The sequence below is a fragment of the Sphingomonas sp. CFBP 8760 genome (assembly GCF_014841615.1).
In the GTDB taxonomy this organism is placed as follows: Bacteria; Pseudomonadota; Alphaproteobacteria; order Sphingomonadales; family Sphingomonadaceae; genus Sphingomonas.
This window is the reverse complement of record NZ_JACYUG010000002.1, coordinates 278,892-293,589: the sequence shown is the minus strand read 5'-3', so window position 1 is coordinate 293,589 and position 14,698 is coordinate 278,892. Positions and strand designations below refer to the sequence as shown.

Sequence of the window (14,698 nt, the reverse complement as noted above, 5' to 3'; positions counted from 1 at the left end):
TCTATTCCCCTTGATCCGGGTTGATAGCGGCGAATGATGAACGATCGTGCGCCGGCAGGTAGCGGCCGTAGAGCCAGTCGACGCCGATCCGGCCGAAGCCCGGCGCGGCGACCGCCATCGACAGGATAAGCAGGAGGATCATCATCGCCGTCCACTCCACGATTCGACCGGCAGCATAGCTATAATTGAGCACCGCTCAATAGATTAATTGGACACTGCTTATTTTAATGGTTATCGGTATGCGCATGGGCCGCCGATCCGATCACAACCGCGACGAACTGCACGAACTGATTCTGGCGGCCGGCAGCGCGCTGGTCGCCCAGGTCGGTTTGTCGGGTTTTTCCGCGCGCGAGGTGGCGCGACGGATCGGCTATTCGATCGGTACCATCCACAACGTCTTCGGCTCGATCGATCGGCTGATCGCCGCGATCAACACGCGCAGCTTCGTGGCCTGGACCGCCGATCTGCAACGGGCACTCGACGCGGCGGGCGATGGCGACCGCATCGCCGCGCTGGTCGACGGCTACTTCGCCTTCGCCCACGCCAACCCCACGCTATGGACCGCGATCTACGACCACCGCCTCGCCCCGACCGACCTTTCGGACGCCGACCAGATCGCACGTGGTGCGCTCACCGAGATCATCGTCGTCGAGGTCGCCCGCGCCCTCGCCTGTCCCGTCGATCAACAGGTCAGCACCCTTGCCCGCTCCCTGATCGCCACCGTCCACGGTCATTGTGCCTTCTCGGTAAGCGGCGCATGGGCATTAATGGGCGAGACCGCACCTGAGGCCGCCGCGCTGTCCCGCGTGCGCGAGACGCTCGCCGTCACCTGACGCAACATGGGTGGATCGCGAAGGTCCTGGGTCGTTACCGATTGCGAGAACACGCCCGATCCGCCGCGATGACGCCATGTCGCAAGCGGCTGGCGCATTCGACAGGCGTGAAGGTGCCGATGGCACGGGAGCGGTCACGGCCATCATCCAATGGCCGTGCGGCAGGTCATGCGCAACCGCGCACCACTGAACCGGCGTGCCATCGCCGTGCGGGCGTCCGTCCCCTCGACGAAGCCTGTGCCGGGTCTGTCGAAGGGACCCGCGTTCCCGGACCGGGATCGAGCCGGCCATTCAGCCACGCTTCACGCGGGCGCCGCATGTCGGGGCGGTCCTGTTCCTGTGCGTGTCCCCGCGGCGGGCGAAGAAGCGCCACAGGGTCGATACTGACACCACGATCCTCTCGGTGGATAACATCGCACGCGGTTCGGCGAGCATGATGTCGGGGATCGCCCCGTACAGCGCCCGGATGCATGCCCTCCTGGCCTCGGTCGTGACCGCGTGTGTCACCGTCCGGCGGCGTGGCCGCCAACTTGCCCTGATCGCGCTGAAGTGCCGGCCCTTTGTCGCCGGCGCCTGACTTGAACCAGACTTCAGATCACGTGCGAATAATTTAGCAGGTTGCACTGTTCGAATTTTGCCCTGAGCCGACACTATGGCGGCATGTCAGCTCTCAAAGCGGATCATCGCCAAGAAGGCGGTCAAAGTCCGCCGCTCAATCACGGCGAGGGCCGCTGCATTTCCAGCCGGGCCAGCCATGATACCCGAGGCACGTGCATAAGACATGTTCGGTATCCGCCAAAAGCTTGACGTAAAAAGCAAGTCAGGTCGCCAAGGCGATCCCGGATAACTTTTACGCATCAGACCACGCTGCAACGGCAGCACATGATCGTCCCGATAGCCAAAATCCGGCTATCGAATGAAACGACGTGTGCCGTTTTGATGCTGCCGGGGATCATAGAACGATCTTATCAAGCTTCGCCGATGCCTGCGCACTGGCATGCCATAAAGTACGTTGAATTATATGCCAAAATTATATTGTCTCAAAACGGGTCACAAAAATTGCTTGTCGAATGCATTGCCATTAGCCATGCCGGAAAAACAGGGAGCTACGAATTGAGCAAAAGCCCAAGCGTAGCGAAGGGGGAATACTTCGTATGTTCGCTGCCATGGCGAAAAGTCGCCAGTTACACTTGCCACTACCGAAGAACGAGCCGGGAAGTGACGCGCATAGCCACTTCGCCGTTCTGGACGGATGGCGCGCGCTGAGCATAATGTTCGTACTTTTAGGCCATCTGTTTCCACTGGGGCCAAGTCAACTATCCCTGAATGTATCGATTGCCTGCAGCGGGATGGCGTTATTCTTTACGCTTTCAGGATTTCTGATTACCAAAACCCTTCTGTCAAACAGCAACCTATACGTCTTTGCGGTTAGAAGATTTTTCCGGATCGTACCGCTCGCTTGGGCTGCTATGCTGGTGCTGTTGATCGCCAATGGCTCGTCTTTCTATGTATGGATGGCTAACCTACTTTTTTATGCCAACAGCGTACCCAATGCACTGATCGTGAATGGTGGAGGCCATCTATGGAGCCTCTGCGTCGAAATGCAGATTTATGTAATGCTGGCAATCCTCATAGCGGCGCTTCCCCGCATCGGGGTTGGAGCCATACCGTTCATTTGTATTGCTGTAACGTTATGGCGAATCTCGCATCATGTTTATATTGACATGGCAACCTGGTATCGATGCGATGAGATACTGGCAGGTGGAATACTGGCGCTTGTCTATGCCAAACGGTATGGAGACATGACACAACGCTTGCTGACATGGCTTAACCCACTTTGGCTTCTGCCCGTGTTGATTTTGTCTGCAAATCCAGCCGCTGGGGCGCTGCAGTATCTGCGTCCTTATATTGCGGCCGCAGTCGTTGGATCGACCCTCTATAATCCGCCCATCATCTTTTTGCGCTTGTCACAGCATCGATTCACAATCTATTTAGCAACAATATCCTATGCACTGTACATATTGCATGGCGCACTGATGGCCACCTGGCTCTCTAGTGGTGATACGATTGTAAAGTATAGCAAACGCCCTCTTTTTATTGCAGTTACGTTCCTTATCGCTCATTTGTCGACGTTCAAATTTGAAGCGCGTTTTATTAAATACGCTAGACGTTTGACCACCAATCCCGCTCCAAATGGTAACGGCCTGCTTGCTGAAAACACGGCGGTGTCTCGGAGATTATAACTGAGGCCATATGCCCTTTAGATTCCCGAATGGCTATTTGTGGCGAACGTGATGGATGAACTGAATATCGTTTCGGTCAGTAAAGAGTAGATACCGTAGGGTACGGGTGGGACAAGGTTGCGCAGGAATTCGGCCGCGATCATGTTGATGGTCTGCTCGCGGCGTTTCACGGGCGCGAACTTGCTGGTCCGGTCGATCACCACGAACAGACATAGCTTGCCGTCGGCAGTCTGGATTTTAGCGATGTCGATGCAGTGGTAACCGATCGGGCAGCCCCGAACTGGTGGTTTGGCACCTTCTCCCCGACCACCCCGTGCAACGCGCTGATCCTGTGACGTTGCAGGCGGCGAGGAGCGCGTCAGATACGGGATCGTCGCCTGCAATGCGTAGAGGCAATCATCCAGCGGTAGCAGCGCGTCCCGGCAAAACGCCACGATGATCGCCTCACCCGCGTTGCTTGGCACCATCGAATGAGAATCCCCAGAATCTGTTTGAAAACGTGCCAAAGCGCGTTTTACAGCGCCGGCCCACCGCCAAGGTTACGGCGTCCGCAGGATCGTTGGAAAGCAGGTGGAGGGCGGCACCGCCTTCGAAACCCGCCCTTTCGCGAGTGTCCAAACAGACTCTGATGACCGGTCGGCAAATCCTTGATCGCCGTCCATTTCCTTTACGTGGCGATCCGTCTTCTGGTCGATGCAACGGCGCCTGCCCGGCGCCCTCAGGCTTTCCCGATTATGCCGTTCGTTCGACGGACTGCCTCCGTCATGCGGGCACTGCCGTGTAGAACCTGTCCCATAATGCATCCCTCAAGGTTGGTGATGATGATCCGCTATCAAACGCCGGGATCAGACACCCGGCCCCCGAGCAGGACTGACGGACGGAGCGAGGCCGTTACGCGGACGGCAATCGCAGGCTCGCGATGGTGCCGCCGTTCGGGGCATGGGCCAGGGTAAAGTCACCGCCATGTCTGGCTGCGAAGTCGCGGACGATGCTGAGGCCAAGGCCTGCGCCGCCCGTGTCGCGGTTGCGCGAAGCCTCCCCCCGCTCGAACGGACGCAGCAGGCGCTCGCGATCCCCGGCCGGGATACCGGGACCATCGTCGGCGATCGATATGATCACGCCGGTGTCGGCCTGTCGCACGGTCACCCTGCCGCCACCCGCATAGTCGGCCGCGTTGCGCAGGAGATTCTCGACTGCGCGCCGGAAGGTGAGTTCGGGCACCGCAATTCGTGCCTCGTCGCCGGGCAGGAGCCGGACGATCGCGCTGCCCTGCCCCATGTCCTCGATGATCGCGGCGAGCAGGGGCCGGACATCCACCACTTTGACAGGCGCCGCGGCGTCGCGGGCGAAGGCCAGAACCTCGCCGATCATCGCTTGCATCCGTTCGACATCGGCGACCATGCGGGCGCGCTGCGGCTCGGGCGCGGCCTCGATCCGCAGGCGAAGGCCGGTGAGCGGCGTGCGCAGATCGTGGGCGATCGCCGTCAGCATCCGCGCGCGTTCCGCCGCCTCGATGGCGAGCCGGTCGCGCATCGCGGCGATCGCCGCCGCCGCCTCGCGCAGTTCGCGCGGCCTCTCGTGCGGGAGCGGAGCGGCGCGATCGTTGTCGAGCGCCCCGGCGAGGGCACGGAAAGGGCGGGTCAGCCGGCGTGCGAAGATCCACGCGATGGGAGCAAGCAGCAGGAGGCTGACGGCCAGCGCGATCAGGATGTTGCGCTGCCATCCGCCGAGAAACGGCCGGGCGGGCTCCACGCTGAGCCAGCGACCGTCCTGCTGCCGCACACTCGTCGTGAAGGCGGTCATCGGCAGGCCAATCAGCACAGAGCGGGCCCAGCCGCCTGCCGCACCTGGCTGGACCAATTCCAAGCGGCCCCGCGCCCGCTGTATGAGGACGAACGCCGGCGGCAGCGCGGCGCCACCGGGACCGGGACCGGGACCGGGACCGGGCGCCTTTCTGACCGTCGCCCCCCGGACATGCTCGCCAATTCGCGCCGTACCGTTCGGCCATGTCACTCGCACATCGCGCGGAGACCGGCCCAACTCGGCGGCGATCACTCCCTCCAGCATCGGCAGGCGCGCACCCTGTGGCGGCCCGGCAACGATATGGCGGTCGAAACCGGGAACCGGCCTGTGCAACGCCGCGATGGCTTCGCCCGCGCTGACGCGGAGCACGGGCGGCTGAGGCGCGAGGATGACGATCGCGGCGGTGGTCGCGACACCCAGTGTGGCCACGGCGACGCCGAAGCCACCGATCGCCACGAGCGCGCTGGGTGCGCGTCTCATGCCGGATGGACCTTCGGCAGGAAGCGGTATCCGACACCGCGCACCGTTTCGATAAGGGGGGCCGTATGCGCCTCGGCCAGCTTGCCGATGATCGTCACGTCGTCAGGCTGGGGCTGAACGTCCGCCCCCTGGCCCGCACCGACCTGACCCTCAGCCTCGATTACGTCGCCACGCGGATTGACGATCCGATCGCCGCCTTCCCCATCGTGACGCCGCAGATCGAGGCCGCTTTCCCCGATCGTTTCACGCGCGACGGCGAAGGTCGGCTTCAACAGATTGACGGTCGGCCACTCAATTTCGCCGAGTCCCGTCAGGAGCAGGTGCGCTGGGGCGTCAACTTCACCCGGCCGCTGGGGCCGGTGCCCCAGGCCATGCAGAACGCCCGGACGTTCGTCTTCGCGAGCGAGGCGGAAGCCCGCCGGGCGCTTCCGGGAGCCGTCTTCGCCCGCGCCGAGCCGGGCAGCGCGATGGCACGGGGCGCCGCCAATCTGACGAGCCGGGTGTTCGCCAGCCTTTACCACAACTGGAATCTGGAGGATGCCATCACCCTGCGGGGCGGACTTCCTGCCCTGGACCTGCTGGACGGCGGGGCGGTCGACTTCGCCGGTGGCCGGCGCCGTCACGAGATCGAGTTCCAGGCAGGCGCCTTCCAACGCGGTCTCGGTGTCCGCGTCACGGCCACATGGCGGAGCGGGACCGACATCCACGGGTCGGGTGACACCGCGGATGACCTGCGCTTCGGCGATTTCGCCACGGTGACCCTCAACCTGTTCGCCAATCCGGCGGAGCGATTCGGGGGTTCTGCCGCACCCGGATGGCTGAAGGGCACGCGCGCCACCATCGGCGTCGCCAACCTGTTCAACACCCGCCCGCGGGTGCGCGATCGCACAGGCGCGACACCGCTCAGCTACCAGCCGGCCTATCTCGATCCGCTGGGCCGCGTCGTCAGCGTCAATCTGCGGAAGGTCTTCTAACGGGCGTGGGGTTTCACATGCAGGCATAGCGGTGATCCATCCCCTGGATCGATCGCGATATTCCGATGGAAACAAGGTCGGCGCAGATGGAGCCGCATCGTCCGGGCAAGCCGACCGGCCCGGGGGCGTCGCGGTCGCGACGATCGGCTGTTCTATGGCAACAGTGCCGTGGATCGTGAAGGGTCGCCGGCACGGTCGGGGGCATGACTTGTGCGCTACGTACTTCGAAACAAAGGTAATTCCTGCTCGCATATGCGACCATGGTCCTGTTGAGTTCGTCAGTCATCCACTTGTACGATCGTCGAACGATTTGATCAGGGAAATGCCGTCGATGGAATTCGAACGACGCGACATATTGCTGTCGGCTGCGGCGATGGCGACGGGATTGGCGGCCCCTGCCCTGGCTGCACCGCCGCGCAAACTGGGATACGCCATCGTCGGTCTTGGCAGCTACGGCCTCGGCGTCATCATTCCACAACTGGCCAACTGCACGCATAGCCGGCTGGCGGCGGTCGTCAGCGGCGACCCCGTCAAGGCCGCGCGGACCGCACGTCGACACGGATTGTCCGACCACGCGATCTATTCCTATGCCGATTTCGACCGCCTTCGCGACAATCCGGATATCGACATCGTCTATGTCTGCTTGCCCAATTCGATGCACGCGGAATACACGATCCGCGCCGCACGGGCCGGCAAGCATGTGATGTGCGAGAAACCGATGGCCACCTCCGTCGCCGAGTGTGAGGCGATGATCGCGGCCTGCAAGCAGGCGAGCCGCAAGCTGATGATCGGCTACCGCTGCCATTTCGAGCCGTTCAACCGCGAAGCGATGCGGCGCGCCCGCGCCGGGGAAGCAGGCAAGATACGCTATGTCCGCTCCGAACACGGCTTCATCCAGCGAAGCCCGGATGCCTGGCGCCTGAAGCGCTCGCTGGCCGGCGGCGGATCGCTGATGGACATGGGAATCTACAGTCTACAGGCTGCCCGCTACATGACAGGCGAGGAACCGGTCGCCGTCACTGCCCGCGAATCCACGGATCGCCGCGATCCCCGCTTCACCGAGGTGGAGGACATGATCGACTGGACGCTGGAATTTCCGTCCGGCGCGATTGCCGGCTGCCAGTCGATGTACAGTGCCAACCAGAACCACATATTGCTGATGGGCGACCGGGGACGGATCGAACTGGAACCGGCGACCCGTTACGACGGCATCAGGATGTGGGTGGGGGAGGATGGTCGCGAACATGCCGTGACGCCTGCCCCCGCCCCTGCCCGCAACCAGTTCGTCGGGCAGCTCGATCATTTGGCGCAATGCGTCGTATCGGGCCGCGAGCCGATCGTGTCGGGGGAGGAGGGACTGCGCGACATGCGGATCGTGGAGGCGATCTACCGTTCGGCGCGCGAAGGCCGCACGATCCGGCTGGACGGGCGGGTATGATGCGTCAGGCCGCGCTGGCGCTCGCCATGCTGTCGTCCGCCGCCATGTCCCAGGCACCGACGACCCCGGGCGGGGTGGCCAGCAGCACCGAAATTCGCACCATCGTCGCCCGGATGGCCGCGACGATGCGCGACGGCCGCGGCTTTCTCTATCAACCGCTGTTGAAGGACGGGAAGACGGTGGCCGCGCTCGAATACTGGAAGGCGCCCGGCCGCCCGGCCGTCCATCCCAACGACGCCGAATATGCGATCGTGATCGACGGTGCCGGCACGCTGGTGTCCGGCGGGACGATGGTCGATCCGAAGACGACACGTCCCGACCTGGTCGAAGGTAGCCACATCAGCGGCGGCACCACCCGATCGCTGGCGGTCGGCGATGTCATTCTCGTCCCCGCCGGCGTACCGCACTGGTTCGGCATCACCGGCGGCAAACTGGTGATGCTGGGCATGAAACTGCCGCGTCACAACCCGTAGGATCGGTGCGACGCCGGCCTCGCGTCGCCCATCGGCGATCCGTCTAGCTTGCCAGACGACGGCCGTGATCCAGCAGTTGCGCCACCACCGCGACCTGCGTCCGGTTGCTGACGTTCAGCTTGCGCATCAGCGCGGTCATGTGCGCTTTGACCGTCTTTTCGGCGATGCCGAGGTCGAAGGCGATCTGCTTGTTCAGTCGCCCGAAGCTGACACCCTGCATCACCTTCATCTGGGTCGGCGTCAGCCGCGCTGCGGCCATCGTCGCGGCAGCCGTCGCGGTCCTGGCATCCACTGCCCGTCGCTCGTCATCCTGATATCTGTCCATGATGCCCCAAACGCCTCCTCTCGCCAGACCCCACCGTCATCCGCGGCATAGGTCAGTATCGCTACGCTAATGGAATTGGTTGGACAGGTTCAAGTGGATTCTTCGTTACTCGACCTAAATCAGCTAAATTCTGTTGGACAGCCGCCTATGCTGTCGTACAGATTAGGCGAAAGGCAGCAACATGGCCCATGGGGTCGTGATTGTCCGCCATGGGTGGGAGGATCGTTATGACGGACGAACGAACCGGATCGATGGGCACGGCACCCATCCGATGAACGGCCCCGATACCCAGCTCATCATGGCCGCGATCGTCGGCGTGGCCCTTTCGGTCGGCCTGATCGTCAAGGCGCGGTTCCACCCGTTTATCGGCCTGCTCTGCGGCGCCTTCGCGGTGGGGCTGCTGGCCGGCCTGCCCGCCGCCGACACCGCCAAGGCGGTGCAGAAGGGGGCCGGCGACATTCTGGGCGGCACCGGACTGGTCGTTGCGCTGGGTCTGGCGCTTGGCGCGATGCTGCAACTGTCGGACGGTGCGGCGGGTCTGGCCCGATCCGCCCTGCGGTTATGCAGCCCGGCCCGTGCGCCCTGGGCCAGCCTGCTGGTCGGCCTGGTCATCGGCCTGCCGCTATTCTTCGAGACGGGCCTCGTCCTCCTGCTGCCGATCGTGGCGTCTGCGGCCGCAGCGCTACCGGTGCTGGCCGGCAATGTCGACGCTGCCCGGTTGCGCCTGATGCTGTCAGCGGTGACCGGGCTGTCCGTGGTCCACGCGCTCGTCCCACCGCATCCCGGCCCCCTGTTGGCGGTCGATGCGCTGAATGCGGATCTGGGTCTCACCATCGTGTACGGCCTGATCGTGGCGTTACCGACGGCGATCGTCGCGGGGCCGTTGCTGGCCCGCTTCACCACGCGTGGGATCGTGCTGGGCGAGCCGGCAATGGCCACCCCGCCGATCGAGGTACCCGCACCGAGCAACCGGCGGGCACTGGTTGCGGTGCTGCTTCCCGTGGCGTTGATTGCGGCGGGCCAGATCGAGTCGTTGCTGCCTGCGGCCATCGCGCCGCGGTTCGGCTGGCTGTCGGTCGCCAGCAATCCGGTGCTGGCGCTGCTGGTGGCGTGCCTCGCCGCCCTGCCGCTGCTGTTCGGACGCGCGGCGCTTCGCCCCCCGATCCAAGCGGCGATCTGGCGCGAGACGATGTTGCCCGCAGGCGCGATCCTGTTGGCGATCGGGGCCGGTGGCGCCCTGAAACAGGTGCTGGTCACGGTGGGCCTGTCCGATCTGCTGGTTCGGGCCGCAGCGGGCACATCGCTGTCGCCGCTGGTCCTCGCCTGGGGCATCGCGGTCTGCATCCGGCTGGCCACGGGATCGGCGACGGTGGCGACGATCACGGCCGCCGGAGTGATGCCGGCGGTCGTATCGGCGACGGGCGTATCGCCCGAGTGGACCGTGCTGGCGATCGGGGCCGGCTCGGTCTTCTTCAGCCATGTCAACGATCCCGGGTTCTGGCTGGTGAAAAGCTATCTCGGCACCGACACGCCGGGTACGTTCCGCACCTGGTCGGTACTGGAGACGGTGATTTCGGTGATGGGACTGATGCTGGTAATGCTGGCCAGCCAGCTGTTCTGATGCGGGCGGCGGGAAAGGCGGCAGGATGACCCAGGATCGGCTGGCGGACCGGGCTTATACCGGGATCGTCGAAATGATACATGTCGACGACCTGGCGGTCGGCGACCGATTGCCATCCGAGGCGGGACTGGCGGAGCGGTTCGGCATGTCGCGCACCATCGTGCGCGAGGCGCTGGCGAGACTGGCCTCCGACGGCATCACGGAGGCGCGGCGGGGGGCGGGATCCTTCATCAAGAGCCGCCCATCGGACCGGATGCTGGCCTTCATGCCCACGGAGGGCCTGTCGGCGACGCTCGGCACGTACGAGGTTCGCTTCGTGCTGGAGGCGGAAACGGCACGACTGGCGGCGGCGCGGCGATCGTCGGACGAGATGGCGTTGATCGACGAGGCGCTGGCGACGCTGCGCATCGCGCTGCTGTCCAGCGCGCCCGCGCATGACGAGGACATGGAACTGCACCGGCGCATCGTGCTGGCGACCGCCAACCCCGCGTTCCTCGCCGCGTTCGACGCACTGTTCCCGGATATCGACCGGGTCATGCGGGCCGGTGTCGATATCTCGCGCTCCCGCCCGCCCGAAGTGATCGGCGCGATGATGCGCGAGCATGAGATGATCGTCGACGCGATCCGGGCGCAGGACGGCGATGCCGCCTCGCTGGCGATGCGCTGGCATCTGTCCGAAGGGCGCAAGCGGCTGATGCCTTAGGCCGCCGCACCCGCCGTCATGTCGCCAGGAGCCAGTTTGCGACCGCCGCGCACAACCGGTCGGGCGACGTGTTCGAATCAAGCGTCAGCACCGGTTCGTCGGCGCGCGGCGGCTCCAGCGTCTGCAACTGGCTGTCGAGCAGGCTGGGCGGCATGTAATGACCCGGCCGGTTGCTCAGCCGGTGCAGCAGCACCGCCCGATCGTTGTCGAGCAGCACGAACCGGGCGCCCGGCCCGATCGCCATCGCCAGCCGCTGGCGATAGGTGCGCTTGAGCGCGGAACAGGCCGCCACCACGCAGCCGTGATCCGCCACCTCCGCCGCCAGCGCGTGGCCGAGCCGGTCGAGCCAGGGCCATCGATCATCGTCGGTCAGCGGCGCGCCGCCCCGCATCTTCGCGATCGCGTCGGGCGCGTGGAAATCGTCGCCTTCCAGAAAGGCGCAGTCGAACGTCCGGGCCAACAGCGCCCCCAGAGTCGATTTGCCGCTACCGCTGACGCCCATGACGACGATCGCCATGGGTTCGTCATTCCGCCCAGCCCTTGTCCGATCCACTCGCTGCCCCCGGCTCACGCATCCATACCTTATCGCTACGCCGTTGAACGAACGGCTAAAACTAAGACCATGGTCCCGAGTGTCTGGCCGGGCGCCAACCCGTATCACGATACGGCGAGGACGATGGAACGTCCGAACGACCGAGATCGCAACAAAGGGGACGGCGATGCGAGCTGGCATGTTGATGGCCGCGGCAAAGCGGCGGATGGTATTCGGAACCGCGCTGGCGACGGCACTGGCCATGGCGACACCTGCCTTCGCCTCGATCCAGCCAGGGTCCGTGTTGGCCACCCGCCCCGACGATCCCGCCGCCGTCGTCGTCAAGGCGAGGGGAGACGGCCGCGCCGACGACACCGCCGCGATCCAGCGGGCACTCGACGCCGCGCGCGACAAGACCGGGCACGGTCTGGTGTTCCTGCCATCGGGTCGATATCGCCTGACGCGTACCCTGGTGGTGCCGATCGGCGTCCGCGTGTTCGGCGTCGGTCAGACCCGCCCCGTGCTGTTGCTGGCGGACAATACCCCCGGCTTCCAGCAGGGGGTGTCGACGATGGTGGTGTTCTCGGGCGGCGACCAGTATTCGGTCGGCGACGTGCCCGTGCCCGTCCCCACCGTCGTTCCCCGCGACAAGGTGGTCCGCGACGCCAATTCCGCCACCTTCTATTCCTCGATGAGCAACATCGACATCGAGATCGGCGCGGGCAATCAGGGGGCCGCCGCCGTCCGCTTCCGCGTCGCGCAGCACGGTTTCCTCAGCCACATGGACTTCCGCCTCGGCTCGGGCTTCGCCGGGGTCTATCAGGCCGGCAACGTCATGGAGGACGTGCACTTCCACGGCGGCCGATACGGCATCGTCAGCGAGAAGACGTCGCCCGCGTGGCAGTTCACGCTCGTCGACGCCACCTTCGACGGCCAGCGCGAGGCCGCGATCCGCGAGCACGAAGCCGGGCTGACGATGGTCAACGTCGCGATCCGCAACACCCCGGTCGGCATCCGCATCGACGAGGGATATGGCGATTCGCTGTGGGCGAAGAACCTGCGGCTGGAAAACGTATCGCGCGCCGGATTGCTGATCGGCAGCGAGAAGAGCGTGTTCACCCAGATCGGGCTGGACGATGCCGTCGCCACGAACGTGCCGACGCTGGTCCGCTTCGCCGATGCCGCCCGCACCATCGCGGGCAAGGGGCGCGCCTACCGGGTCACGTCGTTCAGCCACGGCGTGAAGGTGCGGGGGCTGGAGACGGTGGGCGCCACCGCGACCGACGTGCGGATCGCGGCGCTGGCCGGCGTGCCCCCTGCCCCCGCACCGGCCATCCGCGAGCTGCCGCCGGTCGCGCAATGGACCAACGTCCGGTCGCTGGGCGTACGCGGCGACGGGCGGACCGACGACACCGCCGCGATCCAGCGGGCGATCGACAGTCATCGCGTGCTGTATTTCCCCACCGGTTTCTACATGGTCGCCGACACGCTGAAACTGCGCCCGGATACCGTGCTGCTGGGAATGCACCCGGCGATGACGCAGCTGGTGATCCCGGACGAGAATGCCGGTCATGCCGGCATCGGTGCGGTGAAGCCGATCGTCGAGACACCGACGGGCGGACGCAACATCGTATCGGGGCTGGGCCTGTTCACCGGCCGCATCAATCCCCGCGCGGCGGCCGTGCTGTGGCGGTCGGGCGCGGACAGCCTGTTGAACGACGTGAAGATCATGGGCGGTGGCGGCAGCCCCACCGCGGACGGCAAGCCGCTGGGCAGCCGGCGGGCGGGCAGTGGCGATCCGGTCGCCGACAATCGCTGGGACGCGCAATATCCCAGCATCTGGGTCGATGGCGGCGGCGGCACGTTCTTCGACATCTGGAGCCCCAACACCTTCGCCAGCGCCGGCTTCTACGCCACCAACACCAGCGTGCCGGGCCACATCTACGAGATGTCGGTCGAACATCACGTCCGCAACGAGTTCGTGTTCGACAATGTCCGCAACTGGGAACTGCTCGCCCCTCAGACCGAGCAGGAGGTCGGCGAGGGCATGGACGCGGTGTCGCTGGAAATCCGCAATTCCAGCAATCTGCTGATCGCGAACTATCACGCCTATCGCGTCACCCGCAATTTCCACCCGGCACCGACCGCGGTGAAGCTGTTCAATTCGTCCGACATCCGCTTCCGCAACGTCCATGTGAACGCCGAAAGCGGTTTCGCCACCTGCGATGCCAATGGCTGCGGCACCTTCCTGCGTGCCAGCAAGTTCCCGTTCGAGAACGCGATCCGCGACGAGACCGCGAAGCTCGACGTCCGCGAGCGTGAATTCGCCGCGCTCGACGTGCCGGCCAAACCGGTCGCGCCCGCCGTATCGCGGCTGGGTGGCAGCGACGTACGCAAGCTGCACGATGGGTTCTGGTCGCTCTCCGGCGGGGCGGTCGGCGCGGACGGTGCGCTGTATTTCATCGAACGGCGGTTCCAGCGCATCTATCGCTGGACCGGCGCCAAGGGTCTGGAGGTGGTGTCCGACCAGTCGCTGGACCCGGTGAACCTGGCGATCGATGCGTCGGGCAAGCTGATGGTCCTGTCATCCTATGGACCCGCCGGCACCGTGTACCAGATCGATCCGAACGGGCCGGCCACCGCCGTCACCACGCTGGCCCCGGTGCCAGCCCCGGTATCGGCCGCCCCCCGGAACGATGCGCGGATATTGCTGCCGGTGAACTGGTGGAACAACGGCGAATTCCGCGACCAGTACGATCCCGCCCGCGATCACTTCACCACCCTGTCCGAAATGTTCGTGCGCGACGTCGGCACGGCGAAGCCCCGCGCCTATGTGTCAGGTGACGGCAGCGTCGTGCTGCCCGCGTTCCGCACCTTCGAACAGGGTCCGCCGGACCGCACCGGCTGGCGCTGGTCCGATGCGCTGAACGCGCATGGGCTCGTCGCGGGCAAGGTCGGTGACCCGGTGTTCGTGACCAATGCATCCGAGAACCGCACCTATCGCGGCACCGTCGCCGCCGGCGGGGCGCTGGTCGACGTGAAGCCGTTCGCCGATCGGGGCGGCGAAAGCGTAGTGGCGGACGATCGCGGCCGGGTGTTCGTCGCGAACGGACAGGTGTTCGCCTATGGCGCGGACGGTCGCGAGATCGGCCGGATCGACGTGCCGGAACGCCCCCTGCAACTGCTGATCGGCGGTGCCGACCGCCGCACCCTGTTCATCCTGACCCACCACGCGCTCTACGCCGCGGCACTGTGACGAACGACAAAAACAAA

General features: G+C 65.1%; 13 protein-coding genes. 8 read left to right on the top strand and 5 right to left on the bottom strand.

What is annotated here, in order from left to right; translation table 11 throughout:
- Nucleotide 1: 1 nt before the first annotated feature.
- Nucleotides 2–145: a hypothetical protein gene (locus IFT82_RS04270; protein WP_192124829.1), complete on the bottom strand. Its 144-nt coding sequence runs from the start codon at nt 143–145 to the stop codon at nt 2–4.
- A gap of 100 nt (nt 146–245) precedes the next feature.
- Here IFT82_RS04270 and IFT82_RS04265 point away from each other — a divergent pair, with 100 nt between their 5' ends.
- Both IFT82_RS04265 and IFT82_RS04255 read left to right on the top strand, forming a co-directional pair.
- Nucleotides 246–833 carry a TetR/AcrR family transcriptional regulator gene (locus IFT82_RS04265; RefSeq protein WP_192124827.1) on the top strand — a complete coding sequence of 196 codons (588 nt, stop codon included), beginning with the start codon at nt 246–248 and terminating at the stop codon, nt 831–833.
- A gap of 1,154 nt (nt 834–1,987) precedes the next feature.
- Nucleotides 1,988–3,076 carry an acyltransferase family protein gene (locus tag IFT82_RS04255; RefSeq protein ID WP_199860318.1) on the top strand — a complete coding sequence of 363 codons (1,089 nt, stop codon included), beginning with the start codon at nt 1,988–1,990 and terminating at the stop codon, nt 3,074–3,076.
- 17 nt (nt 3,077–3,093) lie between these two features.
- Here the strand turns inward: IFT82_RS04255 and IFT82_RS04250 are convergent, their stop codons facing one another.
- A complete protein-coding gene (locus tag IFT82_RS04250; RefSeq protein WP_192124823.1) occupies nt 3,094–3,543 on the bottom strand; it encodes a hypothetical protein in 450 nt (149 codons plus the stop codon).
- Between the two features lie 424 nt (nt 3,544–3,967).
- Nucleotides 3,968–5,335 (bottom strand): sensor histidine kinase, encoded by a 1,368-nt coding sequence (locus IFT82_RS04245; RefSeq protein ID WP_342355040.1) that lies wholly within the window; start codon nt 5,333–5,335, stop codon nt 3,968–3,970.
- Nucleotides 5,336–5,364: 29 nt separating this feature from the next.
- On the opposite strand from IFT82_RS04245, the gene IFT82_RS04240 reads away from it, so the two are divergent.
- The 3 genes from IFT82_RS04240 (at nt 5,365) to IFT82_RS04230 (ending at nt 8,244) form a co-directional block, all read left to right on the top strand.
- Nucleotides 5,365–6,333: a TonB-dependent receptor gene (locus IFT82_RS04240; protein WP_207105725.1), complete on the top strand. Its 969-nt coding sequence runs from the start codon at nt 5,365–5,367 to the stop codon at nt 6,331–6,333.
- Nucleotides 6,334–6,664: 331 nt separating this feature from the next.
- Nucleotides 6,665–7,771 carry a Gfo/Idh/MocA family protein gene (locus tag IFT82_RS04235; protein ID WP_192124816.1) on the top strand — a complete coding sequence of 369 codons (1,107 nt, stop codon included), beginning with the start codon at nt 6,665–6,667 and terminating at the stop codon, nt 7,769–7,771.
- Nucleotides 7,768–8,244: a cupin domain-containing protein gene (locus IFT82_RS04230; RefSeq protein ID WP_192124814.1), complete on the top strand. Its 477-nt coding sequence runs from the start codon at nt 7,768–7,770 to the stop codon at nt 8,242–8,244. Before IFT82_RS04235 ends, IFT82_RS04230 begins: the two co-directional genes overlap by 4 nt.
- Before the next feature lie 43 nt (nt 8,245–8,287).
- Here the strand turns inward: IFT82_RS04230 and IFT82_RS04225 are convergent, their stop codons facing one another.
- Complete coding sequence (locus IFT82_RS04225; RefSeq protein WP_192125110.1) at nt 8,288–8,503, bottom strand: helix-turn-helix domain-containing protein; 216 nt, start codon at nt 8,501–8,503, stop codon at nt 8,288–8,290.
- Nucleotides 8,504–8,840: 337 nt separating this feature from the next.
- Between IFT82_RS04225 and IFT82_RS04220 the strand changes: the two genes are divergently transcribed.
- Together IFT82_RS04220 and IFT82_RS04215 are read left to right on the top strand one after the other, a co-directional pair.
- Nucleotides 8,841–10,190 (top strand): GntP family permease, encoded by a 1,350-nt coding sequence (locus IFT82_RS04220; RefSeq protein ID WP_192125108.1) that lies wholly within the window; start codon nt 8,841–8,843, stop codon nt 10,188–10,190.
- A gap of 25 nt (nt 10,191–10,215) precedes the next feature.
- Nucleotides 10,216–10,893, top strand: a complete 678-nt coding sequence (locus IFT82_RS04215) for a FadR/GntR family transcriptional regulator (protein ID WP_192124812.1) — start codon at nt 10,216–10,218, stop codon at nt 10,891–10,893.
- A 16-nt stretch (nt 10,894–10,909) separates the two neighbouring features.
- On the opposite strand, the gene IFT82_RS04210 is transcribed toward IFT82_RS04215, so the two are convergent.
- The gene (locus tag IFT82_RS04210; protein ID WP_244646480.1) at nt 10,910–11,410 is read right to left on the bottom strand and encodes a gluconokinase; all 501 of its coding nucleotides are present in this window, start codon (nt 11,408–11,410) and stop codon (nt 10,910–10,912) included.
- A 241-nt stretch (nt 11,411–11,651) separates the two neighbouring features.
- On the opposite strand from IFT82_RS04210, the gene IFT82_RS04205 reads away from it, so the two are divergent.
- Nucleotides 11,652–14,681: a glycosyl hydrolase family 28-related protein gene (locus tag IFT82_RS04205; RefSeq protein WP_192125104.1), complete on the top strand. Its 3,030-nt coding sequence runs from the start codon at nt 11,652–11,654 to the stop codon at nt 14,679–14,681.
- Nucleotides 14,682–14,698 lie beyond the last annotated feature (17 nt).

What these genes read in the sequence shown, in the direction of transcription:
- IFT82_RS04225 (WP_192125110.1), bottom strand. Translation starts at nt 8,503, where the DNA reads ATGGCCGCAGCGCGGCTGACGCCGACCCAGATGAAGGTGATGCAGGGT.
- IFT82_RS04220 (WP_192125108.1), top strand. Translation starts at nt 8,841, where the DNA reads ATGAACGGCCCCGATACCCAGCTCATCATGGCCGCGATCGTCGGCGTG.
- IFT82_RS04230 (WP_192124814.1), top strand. Translation starts at nt 7,768, where the DNA reads ATGATGCGTCAGGCCGCGCTGGCGCTCGCCATGCTGTCGTCCGCCGCC.
- IFT82_RS04265 (WP_192124827.1), top strand. Translation starts at nt 246, where the DNA reads ATGGGCCGCCGATCCGATCACAACCGCGACGAACTGCACGAACTGATT.
- IFT82_RS04235 (WP_192124816.1), top strand. Translation starts at nt 6,665, where the DNA reads ATGGAATTCGAACGACGCGACATATTGCTGTCGGCTGCGGCGATGGCG.
- IFT82_RS04215 (WP_192124812.1), top strand. Translation starts at nt 10,216, where the DNA reads ATGACCCAGGATCGGCTGGCGGACCGGGCTTATACCGGGATCGTCGAA.
- IFT82_RS04205 (WP_192125104.1), top strand. Translation starts at nt 11,652, where the DNA reads ATGGTATTCGGAACCGCGCTGGCGACGGCACTGGCCATGGCGACACCT.
- IFT82_RS04255 (WP_199860318.1), top strand. Translation starts at nt 1,988, where the DNA reads ATGTTCGCTGCCATGGCGAAAAGTCGCCAGTTACACTTGCCACTACCG.
- IFT82_RS04250 (WP_192124823.1), bottom strand. Translation starts at nt 3,543, where the DNA reads ATGGTGCCAAGCAACGCGGGTGAGGCGATCATCGTGGCGTTTTGCCGG.
- IFT82_RS04210 (WP_244646480.1), bottom strand. Translation starts at nt 11,410, where the DNA reads ATGGCGATCGTCGTCATGGGCGTCAGCGGTAGCGGCAAATCGACTCTG.
- IFT82_RS04240 (WP_207105725.1), top strand. Translation starts at nt 5,365, where the DNA reads ATGGACCTTCGGCAGGAAGCGGTATCCGACACCGCGCACCGTTTCGAT.
- IFT82_RS04270 (WP_192124829.1), bottom strand. Translation starts at nt 145, where the DNA reads ATGATGATCCTCCTGCTTATCCTGTCGATGGCGGTCGCCGCGCCGGGC.